9 protein-coding genes are annotated in these 13,513 nt (G+C 69.2%); 5 read left to right on the top strand and 4 right to left on the bottom strand.

The window, feature by feature from the left end; translation table 11 throughout:
• Window positions 1-208 precede the first annotated feature (208 nt).
• Window positions 209-3,718 (bottom strand): methionine synthase, encoded by a 3,510-nt coding sequence (gene metH / locus AB0M67_RS10600; protein WP_365744722.1) that lies wholly within the window; start codon window positions 3,716-3,718, stop codon window positions 209-211.
• Between the two features lie 236 nt (window positions 3,719-3,954).
• Here metH and AB0M67_RS10595 point away from each other — a divergent pair, with 236 nt between their 5' ends.
• The 5 genes from AB0M67_RS10595 (at window position 3,955) to AB0M67_RS10575 (ending at window position 9,766) form a co-directional block, all read left to right on the top strand.
• Window positions 3,955-4,719, top strand: a complete 765-nt coding sequence (locus AB0M67_RS10595; RefSeq protein WP_365744720.1) for an IclR family transcriptional regulator — start codon at window positions 3,955-3,957, stop codon at window positions 4,717-4,719.
• A gap of 223 nt (window positions 4,720-4,942) precedes the next feature.
• A complete protein-coding gene (locus AB0M67_RS10590) occupies window positions 4,943-5,734 on the top strand; it encodes an MIP/aquaporin family protein (protein WP_365744718.1) in 792 nt (263 codons plus the stop codon).
• Between the two features lie 37 nt (window positions 5,735-5,771).
• Entirely contained in the window at window positions 5,772-7,322 is a 1,551-nt protein-coding gene (gene glpK, locus AB0M67_RS10585; protein ID WP_365744716.1) for a glycerol kinase GlpK, read from the top strand.
• Between the two features lie 54 nt (window positions 7,323-7,376).
• A complete protein-coding gene (locus AB0M67_RS10580) occupies window positions 7,377-8,993 on the top strand; it encodes a glycerol-3-phosphate dehydrogenase/oxidase (RefSeq protein WP_365744714.1) in 1,617 nt (538 codons plus the stop codon).
• 101 nt (window positions 8,994-9,094) lie between these two features.
• Window positions 9,095-9,766 (top strand): FadR/GntR family transcriptional regulator, encoded by a 672-nt coding sequence (locus tag AB0M67_RS10575; RefSeq protein ID WP_365744712.1) that lies wholly within the window; start codon window positions 9,095-9,097, stop codon window positions 9,764-9,766.
• A gap of 55 nt (window positions 9,767-9,821) precedes the next feature.
• Here AB0M67_RS10575 and AB0M67_RS10570 read toward each other — a convergent pair whose 3' ends face one another.
• Genes AB0M67_RS10570 through AB0M67_RS10560 form a run of 3 tightly spaced genes read right to left on the bottom strand, consistent with a single transcriptional unit; the run spans window position 9,822 to window position 13,509 of the window.
• A complete protein-coding gene (locus tag AB0M67_RS10570; protein ID WP_365744710.1) occupies window positions 9,822-10,850 on the bottom strand; it encodes an ABC transporter permease in 1,029 nt (342 codons plus the stop codon).
• A complete protein-coding gene (locus AB0M67_RS10565; RefSeq protein ID WP_365744708.1) occupies window positions 10,847-12,433 on the bottom strand; it encodes a sugar ABC transporter ATP-binding protein in 1,587 nt (528 codons plus the stop codon). Before AB0M67_RS10565 ends, AB0M67_RS10570 begins: the two co-directional genes overlap by 4 nt.
• A 2-nt stretch (window positions 12,434-12,435) precedes the next feature.
• A complete protein-coding gene (locus AB0M67_RS10560) occupies window positions 12,436-13,509 on the bottom strand; it encodes a sugar ABC transporter substrate-binding protein (protein ID WP_365744706.1) in 1,074 nt (357 codons plus the stop codon).
• Between the last annotated feature and the right edge of the window lie 4 nt (window positions 13,510-13,513).

Genomic DNA, 13,513 nt, shown 5'->3' with positions numbered 1-13,513 from the left:
CGAGAAGGCCGGTCACCTTGCCCGCGGGGTTGCCCCTCCCGGACAGGCGACCGGCCTGCGCTGGACCGATAAGTGTACGACTCGTCCGCCGCTCGCGCCGGTCGGGCTCCATGGAGGGTCCGAAAGGCCCGGCGCGAGCAGGCCGAGAGCCTGGCCGGGCCCCATCTGATGGGCCCGGCGGCGGACGACGCTACGTTGAAGACACGCCCTAGCGCGCGTTGAAGTACTTCGCCTCGGGGTGGTGGATCACGATGGCGTCCGTGGACTGCTCGGGGTGGAGCTGGAACTCCTCCGAGAGCTCGACCCCGATGCGCTCCGGCTCCAGCAGCTCCGCGATCTTCGCGCGGTCCTCCAGATCGGGGCAGGCGCCGTAGCCAAGCGAGAAGCGGGCGCCCCGGTACTTCAGGGCGAACATGTCCTCGACCTCGGCCGGGTCCTCGCCGGCGAAGCCCAGCTCGGAGCGGACCCGGGCGTGCCAGTACTCGGCGAGCGCCTCGGCGAGCTGGACGGAGAGCCCGTGCAGCTCCAGATAGTCGCGGTAGGCGTTGGCCTCGAACAGCTCGGCGGTCGCCGCGCCGATCTTCGAGCCGACGGTGACGACCTGGAGGCCGACCACATCCGTCTCGCCGGACTCCTCCGGGCGGAAGAAGTCCGCCAGGCAGAGGCGCCGCCCGCGGCGCTGGCGCGGGAAGGTGAAGCGAGTGCGCTCGGAACCGTCGTCATTCAGCAGGATCAGATCGTCGCCCTTGGACACGCAGGGGAAGTAGCCGTACACGACGGCGGCTTCCAGCATGTTCTGGGTGTGCATCTGCTCCAGCCAGCCGCGCAGATGGGGCCGGCCCTCGCTCTCCACCAGCTCCTCGTAGCTGGGGCCGCCCTTGCGGGCTTCCTTCAGCCCCCACTGGCCCTTGAAGAGCGCGCCCTCGTCCAGCCAGGACGCGTACTCCTTGAGCTGGATGCCCTTGACGACCCGGGTGCCCCAGAACGGGGGCGTCGGGACCGGATTGTCGACGGCGACGTCCGAGCGGACCGCGCCCTCCGCCGGCCGCTCCTCGACCTCCGTGGCCGGCCTGGCCTTGACCCGGCGCTGCTTCAGCTCGGGCAGGACGGCGCCGGGGACACCGCGCTTGACGGCGATCAGCGCGTCCATCAGCCGCAGTCCCTCGAAGGCGTCGCGCGCGTAGCGGACTTCGCCCTCGTAGATCTCGTGCAGATCCTGCTCGACATAGGCCCGGGTCAGCGCCGCGCCACCGAGGATCACCGGGTAGTCGGCGGCCATCTGACGCTGGTTGAGCTCCTCCAGGTTCTCCTTCATGATCACGGTCGACTTCACCAGCAGACCGGACATGCCGATGACATCCGCCCGGTGCTCCTCCGCGGCCTCCAGGATCGCGGCGACGGGCTGCTTGATGCCCAGATTCACCACGTTGTAGCCGTTGTTGGAGAGGATGATGTCGACGAGGTTCTTGCCGATGTCATGGACGTCGCCGCGGACGGTGGCGAGCACGATGGTGCCCTTGCCCTCGTCGTCGCTCTTCTCCATGTGCGGTTCCAGATGGGCGACCGCGGTCTTCATGACCTCGGCGGACTGGAGCACGAACGGCAGCTGCATCTGGCCGGAGCCGAACAGCTCGCCGACGACCTTCATGCCCTCAAGCAGGGTGTCGTTGACGATGTCCAGCGCGGGCCGGGTCTCCAGGGCCTCGTCCAGATCGGCCTCCAGGCCGTTCTTCTCGCCATCGATGATGCGGCGCTGAAGGCGCTCGTCCAGCGGCAGGGCGAGGAGTTCCTCGGCCCGGCCGTCCTTCATCGACTTGGCGTTGACGCCCTCGAACAGCTCCATGAGCTTCTGGAGCGGGTCGTAGCCCTCGCTTCGCCGGTCGTAGATCAGGTCGTGCGCGGCCTTGACCTGCTCCTCCTCCAGACGCGCGATCGGCAGGATCTTGGAGGCGTGCACGATCGCCGAGTCCAGTCCGGCCTTGACGCACTCGTCGAGGAAGACCGAGTTCAGGACGATACGGGCGGCCGGATTCAGGCCGAAGGAGATATTGGAGAGCCCCAGCGTGGTCTGCACCTCGGGGTGGCGGCGCTTGAGTTCGCGGATCGCCTCGATGGTGGCGATGCCGTCGCCCCGCGACTCCTCCTGGCCGGTGCAGATGGTGAAGGTCAGACAGTCGATGAGGATGTCCGACTCATGGACGCCCCAGTTCGTGGTCAGGTCGGTGATCAGCCGTTCGGCGATGGCGACCTTGTGCTCGACGGTACGGGCCTGACCCTCCTCGTCGATGGTCAGCGCGATGAGCGCGGCGCCGTGCTCCTTCGCCAGCTCGGTGACCTTGGTGAAGCGGGACTCGGGGCCGTCGCCGTCCTCGTAGTTGACGGAGTTGATGACGGCCCGGCCGCCGAGCTTCTCCAGGCCGGCCCGCAGGACGGGCAGCTCGGTGGAGTCCAGCACGATCGGCAGCGTGGAGGCGGTGGCGAACCGGCCCGCCAGCTCGGCCATGTCGGCGACGCCGTCCCGGCCGACATAGTCGACACAGAGGTCCAGCAGATGGGCGCCCTCGCGGATCTGGTCGCGGGCCATCTCCACACAGTCGTCCCAGCGGCCCTCCAGCATGGCCTCGCGGAACTTCTTCGAGCCGTTCGCGTTCGTGCGCTCGCCGATCGCCAGATACGAGGCGTCCTGGCGGAACGGCACCGTCTGGTAGAGGGAGGCGGCGCCCGGCTCGGGGTGCGGCTCGCGCTCGGTGAGCTCCTTGCCGCGCACCCGCTCCACCACCTGGCGCAGATGCTCGGGCGTCGTACCGCAGCAGCCGCCCACCAGCGACAGGCCGTACTCACGGACGAAGGTCTCCTGGGCGTCGGCCAGCTCACCGGCCGACAGCGGGTAGTGCGCTCCGTCCTTGCCCAGGACCGGCAGCCCGGCGTTGGGCATGCAGGAGAGCGGGATCCGGGAGTGCCGGGCGAGATAGCGCAGGTGCTCGCTCATCTCGGCCGGGCCGGTGGCGCAGTTCAGCCCGATCATGTCGATACCGAGGGGCTCCAGCGCGGTCAGGGCCGCGCCGATCTCCGAGCCGAGGAGCATCGTGCCGGTCGTCTCGACCGTGACCGAGCAGATGATCGGCAGATTCGTTCCGGTGGCGGTCAGCGCGCGGCGGGCGCCGAGGACGGCGGCCTTGGTCTGGAGCAGGTCCTGCGTGGTCTCCACCAGCAGCGCGTCGGCGCCGCCCGCGATCATGCCCTCGGCGTTCTGCTGGTAGGCGTCGCGCAGGGTGAGATACGGGGCGTGGCCCAGGGTCGGCAGCTTCGTACCCGGTCCCATCGAGCCCAGCACCCAGCGCTGCTGTCCGGTGGAGACGGTGAACTCGTCCGCGACCTCCCGGGCGATCCTGGCGCCGGACTCGGCGAGCTCGAAGACCCGCTCGGGGATGTCGTACTCCGCGAGGGCCGCGTAGTTCGTACCGAAGGTGTTCGTCTCCACACAGTCGACACCGACCGAGAAGTACTCCTCGTGGACCGAGCGGACGATGTCCGGGCGGGTCACGTTCAGGATCTCGTTGCAGCCTTCCAGATTCTGGAAGTCCTCCATCGTCGGATCCTGCGCCTGGAGCATCGTGCCCATCGCGCCGTCGGCGACCACCACGCGGGTGGCGAGCGCCTCGCGGAGGGCTTCGATACGGGTTCGGCTGTCGGTGGACGGGCTCGGCGACGAGGCCATGAAAGTACTCCCGGGGCTGCGACGGCTGTCGGCTTTGCGCCCGCTGGAGCAGGGCGCACCCGGCCAGCGTAGCCGGGCGGGCCCCGTTACGGTGCGGCATCCCAGCGGGCGGACGGCATCCTGTGCACGGGAAGATCCGGGGCGCGCGGTCTTGACAGATCCTCTCGATGGCGAGAGAAGGTCGGCATCGACCGATAGTGTTCAGCATTGTCGAACGTAGTGGAGGTCCGGGTCCGATGGCGAAGAACATCCAGTCGCTGGAGCGGGCGGCGGCGATGCTGCGGCTGCTCGCGGGCGGCGAGCGCCGGCTCGGCCTGTCCGAGATCGCCTCCTCGGTCGGGCTGGCCAAGGGCACCGCGCACGGCATCCTGCGCACGCTCCAGGCGGAGGGCTTCGTCGAACAGGACGCCACCTCGGGCCGCTATCAGCTCGGGGCCGAGCTGCTGCGCCTCGGCAACAGCTATCTGGACGTGCACGAGCTGCGCTCCCGCGCCCTGGTGTGGACGGACGATCTGGCCAGGTCCAGCGGGGAGAGCGTCCATCTGGGGGTCGTGCACCAGCAGGGCGTCCTGATCGTCCACCATGTCTTCCGCCCGGACGACAGCAGGCAGGTGCTTGAGGTGGGCGCCATGCAGCCGCTGCACTCCACCGCGCTGGGGAAGGTGCTCTCGGCGTACGACCCGGTGGCGCACAGCGAGGCGGTGGAGGGCGAGCGTACGGACTTCACCCCGCGCACCATCACCGATCTGGCGGAGTTCGAATCGGTGCTCGACCTGACCAGGGCGCGCGGCTGGGCCGCCGACATAGAGGAGACCTGGGAGGGCGTGGCCGCGGTGGCCGCCCCCATCCACGACCGACGACGGATGCCGGTGGGCGCCATCGCCATCACCGGCGCGGTCGAGCGGCTCTGCCCGGCCGGCGAACTGCGCTCCGAACTGGTCGCGGCAGTCCGTGAATGCGCCCGCGCGGTTTCCAGGGACATCGGCGCCGGGCGGTTTTGAACCGAATGCCGGATCATCGGTACTGATCGAGGTTTCGGCCACTGAACCCTTGACGACGCTGCACCACAGGACAAAACTGCCGTTCAACGGTCGGCATTGTCGAACACTTACCGGCAATACGAGTTAGTGTGTGACAACGCCAAGGGCCGTTAGCCCTCGCCCGAGGGCACGGACCACTGGTGTGAGCCGGCGGTTTGTCTTTCCCTGGACGAAGGAGTCTCGGGTGTCCAACTTCGACATCTTCATAGGTGAGGTCACGGGCACCGCCCTGCTGATCCTCCTCGGTGGCGGCGTGGTCGCCGGCGTCGTTCTCAAGCGCTCCAAGGCACAGAACGCGGGCTGGCTCGCCATCAGCTTCGGCTGGGGCTTCGCCGTCATGGTCGGCGCGTATCTGTCGGCCCCCCTCTCCGGCGCTCTGCTCAACCCCGCGGTCACTCTCGGCCTCGCGATCGAGGGCGGCATCAAGTGGGGCGATGTCCCGCTCTACGTCGGCTCCCAGATGCTGGGCGCGATGATCGGCGCCTTCCTGGTCTGGGTGGCCTATATGGGCCAGTTCAAGGCGCATCTGACCGACCCGGACATCCTCAAGGCACAGCCCGCGGTCGAAGGGCTCGTGGACCAGAAGACGGCCCCCGGCGCGGGGCCGGTGCTCGGCGTCTTCTCCACCGGACCCGAGGTCCGGAACGTACTGCAGAACGTACTGACGGAGATCATCGCCACATTCGTCCTGGTCATCGCGATCCTCACCCAGGGCCTGAACAACTCGGGCAATGGCCTCGGCACGCTCGGTGTCCTGATCACCTCGTTCGTCGTGGTGGCCATCGGTCTCTCGCTCGGCGGCCCCACCGGGTACGCCATCAACCCGGCCCGGGACCTCGGCCCCCGTATCGTGCACGCGCTCCTGCCGCTGCCCAACAAGGGCGGCTCCGACTGGACGTACGCCTGGATCCCGGTGGTCGCGCCCCTGATCGGCGCGGCGCTGGCGGGCGGTTACTACAACTGGGCCCTCGTGTAAGCCCCCTTCACCCCCGCATCGAACAGGAGCAGACACCGTGAGCCACACCACCACCACCGGAACCTCCTCCCACGGGACGGGGCCGTTCATCGCGGCCATCGACCAGGGCACCACCTCCAGCCGCTGCATCGTCTTCGACCGGGACGGCCGTATCGTCGCGGTCGACCAGAAGGAGCACGAGCAGATCTTTCCCAAGCCGGGCTGGGTGGAACACAACGCCAAGGAGATCTGGACGAACGTCCAGGAAGTCGTGGCCCGTGCCATCGAGAAGGCGGGCATCACCTCCGCCGACGTCAAGGCCATCGGCATCACCAACCAGCGCGAGACCACCCTGCTCTGGGACAGGAACACCGGCGAGCCCGTCCACAACGCCATCGTCTGGCAGGACACCCGCACCGACGCGCTCTGCCGGGAACTCGGCCGCAATGTCGGCCAGGACCGCTTCCGCCGTGAGACGGGCCTGCCGCTGGCGAGCTACTTCGCGGGGCCGAAGGCCCGCTGGCTGCTCGACAATGTCGAGGGGCTGCGCGAGCGCGCCGAGCGCGGCGACATCCTCTTCGGCACCATGGATTCCTGGGTGATCTGGAATCTGACCGGCGGCACCGACGGCGGGGTGCATGTCACGGACGTCACCAACGCCTCCCGCACGATGCTGATGAATCTGCACACCATGGCGTGGGACCCGAAGATCCTGGACTCGATGGGGGTCCCGGCCGCGATCCTGCCGGAGATCCGTTCCTCCGCCGAGGTGTACGGAAACGCCAAGGGCGGCGCTCTGGACGGCATCCCGGTCGCCTCCGCGCTCGGCGACCAGCAGGCGGCGCTGTTCGGCCAGACCTGTTTCGCCGAGGGCGAGGCCAAGTCGACCTACGGCACCGGCACCTTCATGCTGATGAACACCGCGCACAAGCCGGTCAACTCGTACAACGGCCTGCTGACGACCGTCGGCTACCGCATCGGGGACCAGCAGGCGGTGTACGCGCTGGAGGGCTCCATCGCGGTGACCGGTTCGCTGGTGCAGTGGATGCGTGACCAGATGGGCCTGATCAACTCCGCGGCCGAGATCGAGACCCTGGCGTCGTCGGTCGAGGACAACGGCGGCGCGTACTTCGTCCCCGCCTTCTCCGGTCTCTTCGCCCCGCACTGGCGCCCCGACGCCCGCGGTGTGATCGCCGGTCTGACCGGCTATGTGACCAAGGCGCATATCGCCCGCGCGGTGCTTGAGGCCACGGCCTGGCAGACCCGGGAGATCAGCGACGCCATGACCAAGGACTCCGGCGTCGAGCTGACCTCGCTCAAGGTCGACGGCGGGATGACCTCCAACAATCTGCTGATGCAGACGCTCTCCGACGTCCTCGACGCACCCGTGGTGCGCCCGATGGTCGCCGAGACGACCTGCCTCGGCGCCGCCTACGCCGCGGGGCTGGCCGTGGGCTTCTGGCCGGACACCGACGCACTGCGCGCCAACTGGCGCCGGGCCGCCGAGTGGACGCCCCGGATGGACGCGGCCACCCGTGACCGCGAGTACAAGAACTGGCTCAAGGCCGTCGAGCGCACCATGGGCTGGCTCGACGACGACGGCAGCTGACCAACCGTCAGCTCATTCGCCGGTGAGCCGGTGAGATCCGAAGAGGAGTGAAGAATGAGCACCCTGCAGCGCGTTCCCGCACTGGGGACGCACCCGGCCGGCGGTTCCCTGCCGACCCGCGCCGAGACCCGGGATCAACTGTCCAACGCGACGTACGACCTCCTGGTGATCGGCGGCGGCATTCTGGGCATCTCCACCGCCTGGCATGCCTCCCAGTCGGGACTGCGGGTGGCCCTGGTGGACGGCGGCGACTTCGCCGGCGCCACGTCGTCCGCCTCCTCGAAGCTGCTCCACGGCGGGCTGCGCTATCTGCAGACCGGCGCGGTGAGGCTGGTGGCGGAGAACCACTTCGAGCGCCGTGCGGTGTCCCGGCAGGTGGCACCGCATCTGGCCAATCCGCTCACCTTCTATCTGCCGGTCTACAAGGGCGGACCGCACGGCGCGGCGAAGCTCGGCGCGGGCGTCTTCGCCTACTCCGCGCTCTCCGCGTTCGGTGACGGTGTCGGCCATGTGATCAGCCCGGCCAAGGCGCGGCAGGCCGTGCCAGAACTGCGTACGGACAATCTGAAGGCCGTGGCCGTCTACGGCGACGACCAGATGAACGACGCGCGGATGGCGCTGATGACGGTCCGCGCCGCCGTCGACTCGGGCGCCACCGTCCTCAACCACGCAGAGGTCACCGGACTGCGCTTCACCCAGGGGCGGGTGACAGGCGCCGACCTCAGGGACCGGATGGACGGTACGGAGTTCGGCGTCGACGCCCGGCTCGTACTCAACGCCACCGGCCCCTGGGTCGACCACCTGCGGAAGATGGAGAACCCGGACGCGGCGCCCTCCATCCGGCTCTCCAAGGGCGCGCATCTGGTGCTCAGGCGCACCGCCCCGTGGAAGGCCGCGCTCGCGACCCCGATAGACAAGTACCGCATCACCTTCGCCCTCCCCTGGGAGGACATGCTGCTGCTCGGTACGACGGACGAGGCGTACGAGGGCGAGCCCGGGGATGTCGCGGTCAATGAGAAGGACATCCACCAGATCCTGGACGAGGCGGCGTTCTCGGTCCGCGACCAGCAGCTGACCCGTGATCTGATCACCTACTCCTTCGCGGGTCTGCGGGTGCTGCCCGGCGGTCCCGGCGACACCTCCAAGGCCAAGCGCGAGACGGTGGTGACCGAGGGCCGCGGCGGCATGCTGTCGGTCGCCGGCGGCAAGTGGACGACCTTCCGCCATATCGGCCGTACGGTGCTCGCCAAGCTGGAGTCCCTGCCGGGCCATCCGCTCGGCCAGGGCATGGAGCCCGTCTCCCGGCTGCCGAAGAAGCTGCCGCTGCCGGGGATCGCCAGCCCGAACGCGGTCGCCCACCGGCTGCTGATCGACGGCGGCGGCACGGGCCCGTCGATGGCGGTGGACACCGCCCGCCATCTCGCCACCCACTACGGCTCGCTGGCCTTCGACATCGTGCGGCTGGCGAACGAGTACCCGGCGCTGAGCGAGCGGATCCACCCGGACGCGCCGGAGATCTGGGCACAGGTCGTCTACGCCCGGGACCACGAGTGGGCCGAGACGGTGGATGACGTACTGCGCCGCCGTACGACGCTGACGATCCGCGGCCTGGACACGGAGGACATCCGCTCCCGGGTCGACGCGCTGCTCGCCGGACGGACCTCAGCGTAAATCCGTACGAATTGAGGGGCGCTCCCTGCCGGGGGTGCCCCTCCTCGGCGTTCGGAGACGCATAATGGGGGCCGATACATCGGATGTATGGAGGTCGCCCCATGGCTGTCACCGACGAGGCCATCGAGAAGATCAAGGGAATGATCGTCTCCGGCGCGCTGCGCCCGGGCGACCGGCTGCCCAAGGAGAGCGAACTCGCCGCCGAGCTGGGACTGTCCCGCAACTCCCTGCGCGAGGCGGTGCGCGCCCTGTCGCTGATCCGCATCCTCGACGTACGGCAGGGCGACGGCACGTATGTGACCAGCCTCGATCCCCAGCTGCTGCTGGAAGCGCTCAGCTTTGTCGTGGACTTCCACCGGGACGACACGGTGCTGGAGTTCCTGGCCGTACGGCGCATCCTGGAGCCGGCCGCCACCGCGATGGCGAGCAGCCGGATAACCGAGGCCGAACTCGACTCGCTGAGCGCCCAGTTGGACGCTCTGGGAGAGCGGCCCTCGGTGGAGCAGCTGGTCGCCGCCGATCTGGAGTTCCACCGGGGGATCGTGCAGTCGTCGGGCAACTCGGTGCTCTGCTCGCTCCTGGACGGGCTCTCCGGGCCCACCACCCGGGCCAGGATCTGGCGCGGGCTGACCCAGGAGGACGCGGTCAGCCGTACGCTCCACGAGCACCGGGCGATCCTGGCAGCGCTCAGGGACCGGGACGCCGAAGCGGCCCGGTCCTGGGCGACGGTCCATATCGCGAGTGTGGAGATGTGGCTGAGATCCACCCTCTGAGGTGCCGCAGCGGGGCCCGCCCTCCGAGTCTCCTCCGGAGGCGGGCCCCAGCGGGTCAGTCCTGCTTCTCGCCGCTCGCGAAGCGCGAGATGACCAGCGCCACGATGATGATCGCGCCGTTCAGGAACTGGTTCCAGAGCGCGGGCACACCCCCGAGCGTCATCACATTGACCACCAGCTGAAGGGTCAGCACCCCGGTCAGCGCCCCGAAGAGCGTGCCGCGCCCGCCCTTCAGGCTGATGCCCCCGATCACCGCGGCGGCGAACACCTGGAAGATCCAGCCATTGCCCTGGGTGGCCGCGACCGAGCCGTAGTGGCCGGTGTAGAGGACGCCCGCGAAGGCCGCGAGCAGCCCGCCGACGGCGAGCACGATCCAGGTGATCCGGTCCACCCGGATCCCGGCGGCACGGGCCGCCTCCGGGTTGCCGCCGATGGCGTACAGCGAACGGCCGTGCCGCAGCCAGGCGAGCGCCGCGCCGCCGATCGCGAAGAGCGCCAGACAGATCCAGACGGCGGCGGGGGCGCCCAGCCAGTCGGTCTTGCCCAAGTACCGGAAGGACTCGGGGACATCGGTGATCGACTTGCCCTCGGTGATACCGATATGGAGTCCGCGCAGCATGGTGAGCATGCCGAGGGTGGCGATGAAGCCGTTGACGCGCAGCTTGAGCATCAGGAAGCCGTTGACCACGCCGATGGCCATACCGACCAGCAGACAGGCGGGGATGGCCATCCAGACCGGCAGCAGGTCCAGCCCGGCGAACCGGCCGCCCTCGGAGGGCAGTACCAGCCACATGGCGATGACCGGCGCGATCCCGATCGTCGACTCCAGCGACAGGTCCATCCGGCCGCAGATCAGGATCAGCGCCTGGCCGAGCACCAGCAGACTCAGCTCGGAGGACTGCTGGACGACGCTGATCAGATTGCTGGAGGTGAGGAAGACCGGCGAGACGATGAAGCCGATCACCATCAGCACCAGGATCACCGGCACCAGCGAGAAGTCGCTCCACCGGATGAGCCGGAGCCGGTTCAGCGGGTTCGCGCCGTCGGCCTCCTCGGCCACCGGCGGACGCATCGTCTCGGTCATTCCCGCTCCCCCACACCTTCCATGGCGGCGACCAGTTCCCGGTCGGTCCACCCACTTCCGAACGAAGCCACCACACGCCCGTGGAACAGGGCGAGTACCCGGTCGCACACCCGCAGATCGTCCAGCTCGTCCGAGACGATCACGGCCGCGCTGCCCTCGTCGGCCACCCCGCGCACCACGCCGAGCAGCGAGTCCTTCGATTTGACGTCGACGCCCGCGGTGGGCCGCAGGGCGATCAGTACGCTGGGTCCGCGCGCCAGGGCGCGGGCGACGACGACCTTCTGCTGATTGCCCCCGGACAGCCCCGAGACCGGCTGTTCCGGGCCCTGGGTCTTGATGTCCAGCGACTTGATCATGGCTCTGGCGAACTCCCTGGTCCGCGAGGGCAGTACGGTCCCCCACGGGCCGAGCTGGTCGGTGACCGTGAGCGTGGCGTTCTCGGCGACGCTGCGGTCCAGGACGAGCCCCTGGCGGTGCCGGTCCTCGGGGATGTACCCGATGCCCGCGTCCAGCGCGTGCGGAACGCTGCCCGGCCGCACCGTACGGCCGCGTACGGAGATCCGTCCCGAGGTGGCCGTACGCATCCCGGCGAGCGTCTCGCCGAGCGCGGTGTTGCCGCTGGCCGCGGCTCCGGCGAGGCCGAGCACCTCACCGGGGCGCACGGCGAGATCCAGCGGTTCGAACTCGCCCTCCAGCGCCAGCGCTTCGGTCGTCAGCACGGGCTCCGCGGCCGGGTCGCCCGCGTCGGGCTCGCCGGACGCGAGCGACGGGTCCGTCCCGTCCGTCGCGTCCGCGCGCGCGGCGTGCCAGGCGGTGGCCGTGCCCGCGGACTCCCCGGTCATCGCCGTCACCAGCTCCGCCTTGGACAGCTCGGCGACCGGAGCGGTCAGCACATGGCGGGCGTCCCGGTAGACCGTGACGGCGGTGCACAGTTCGTACACCTCCTGGAGATGGTGGGAGATGAAGAGGAACGCCACGCCCTGGCCGCGCAGTTCCCGCAGCTTGTCGAAGAGCCGCTGTATGCCGCGCGCGTCGAGCTGCGCCGTGGGCTCGTCCAGGATGATGAGCCGGGCGCCGAAGGACAGCGCCCGCGCGATCTCGACGAACTGCCGCTGCTCGACGGGGAGATCCTTGGCGCGGGCGTCGGGGTCGACATCGACCCCGTACCCGGCCAGCAGTTCGCGCGCCTGCCCGCGCAGCCCCCGCCAGCTGATGAGGCGGCGGGCGCCCGGCCCGGATCCCCGCACCCCGTAGTCGTTGAGGAACAGGTTCTCGGCGACGGTCAGATCGGGCACGACCATCGACTTCTGATACACACAGGCGACCTTGGACTGCCAGGCCGAGGTGTCCCCGAAGGCGGGCGCGGGCTCGCCGCCGAAGGTCACCTCTCCCGCGTCCGGTCTGTGCAGCCCGGTGAGGACGCTGACCAGGGTGGACTTGCCCGCGCCATTGCGACCGACGAGGGCGTGGGACTCGCCGGGCCGTACGGTGAGCCGGACACCGTCGAGTGCCACCGTGGGACCGAAGCGCTTGACGATGCCTTCCGCGTGGACCGCGGCGGGGGCCCGCTGCTGCTGTTCCATGGCTAGCTCTTCTTCTCCAGCTGGTTGGCCCAGAGCTTCGGGTCGTCCACGTTCTCCTTGGTCACCAGCGGCGCGGGGAGCTGGTCCTCGAAGCCGTTCGGGATCTTGATGATCGTGGAGTCGTGGTCGGTCGGCCCCTCCTTGGGCTCGGTGCCCGCGAGCGCCTGCTTCGCCCAGTACAGCGCGTACTTGGCGTACAGATCGGCCGGCTGGGAGACCGTGGCGTCGATCTTCCCCTCCCGGATCGCGTCCAGCTCCTCCGGGATGCCGTCATTGGAGATGATCGTGATGTGCCCCGCCTCACCGGGCGCCTTGAGGAGCTTCTTCTGCTCCAGCAGGGCCAGTGTCGGCTGGAGGAAGACACCGCCCGCCTGCATATAGATGCCGTTGATGTCGGGGTGGGCGGCCAGGGTCGACTGGAGCTTCGCCGAGGCGACGTCGCCCTTCCACTCGGTGGCCAGCTCGAAGACCTCGATGCCGGGGAACTTCTGGTCCATGCAGGACTTGAACGCCTCCGAACGGTCACGGCCGTTGATGGAGGAGAGGTCGCCCTGGAACTCGACGACCTTGCCCTTTCCCTTGAGCTGCTCGCCCAGGTACTCGCAGGCCTTCTGGCCGTACGCGCGGTTGTCGGCCCGTACGACCATGTAGACATCGCCCTTGTCGGGCCGGGTGTCGACGCTGATGACGGGGATCTTCTTCTCGCTCAGTGTCTGGAGCGTCTCCGCGATCGCCCCGGTGTCCTGCGGCGCCATGACGACGGCCTTGGCGCCCTGGTCGGTGAAGACCTGGACATTGGAGACGAGTTTGCCGATGTCGTTCTGCGAGTTGGTCAGGGAGAGCGCGTCGACCTCGCCGTCCTTGACGCCCTTCTCGACGTACTGCTGGTAGGAGTTCCAGAAGTCGCTGTCGCTGCGCGGCAGGTCGATACCGACCTTGCCGCCGCCCGCCGCGTCGCTGCCCTGGTCGCGGTTGCAGCCCGCCAGGGCGGTCACGGCCAGCAGCACGGCGCAGGCGGAGGCGCTTGTCGTGCGGAGTCTACGGAGTGGGGGGCGTTCCACGGGGTGTCGCGGCATGGTT

The sequence above is a fragment of the Streptomyces sp. NPDC051662 genome (assembly GCF_040681655.1).
Lineage (GTDB): Bacteria > Actinomycetota > Actinomycetes > Streptomycetales > Streptomycetaceae > Streptomyces.
Note: the sequence above shows the minus strand (reverse complement) of the source record. Positions and strands in the feature narration are given on the sequence as shown.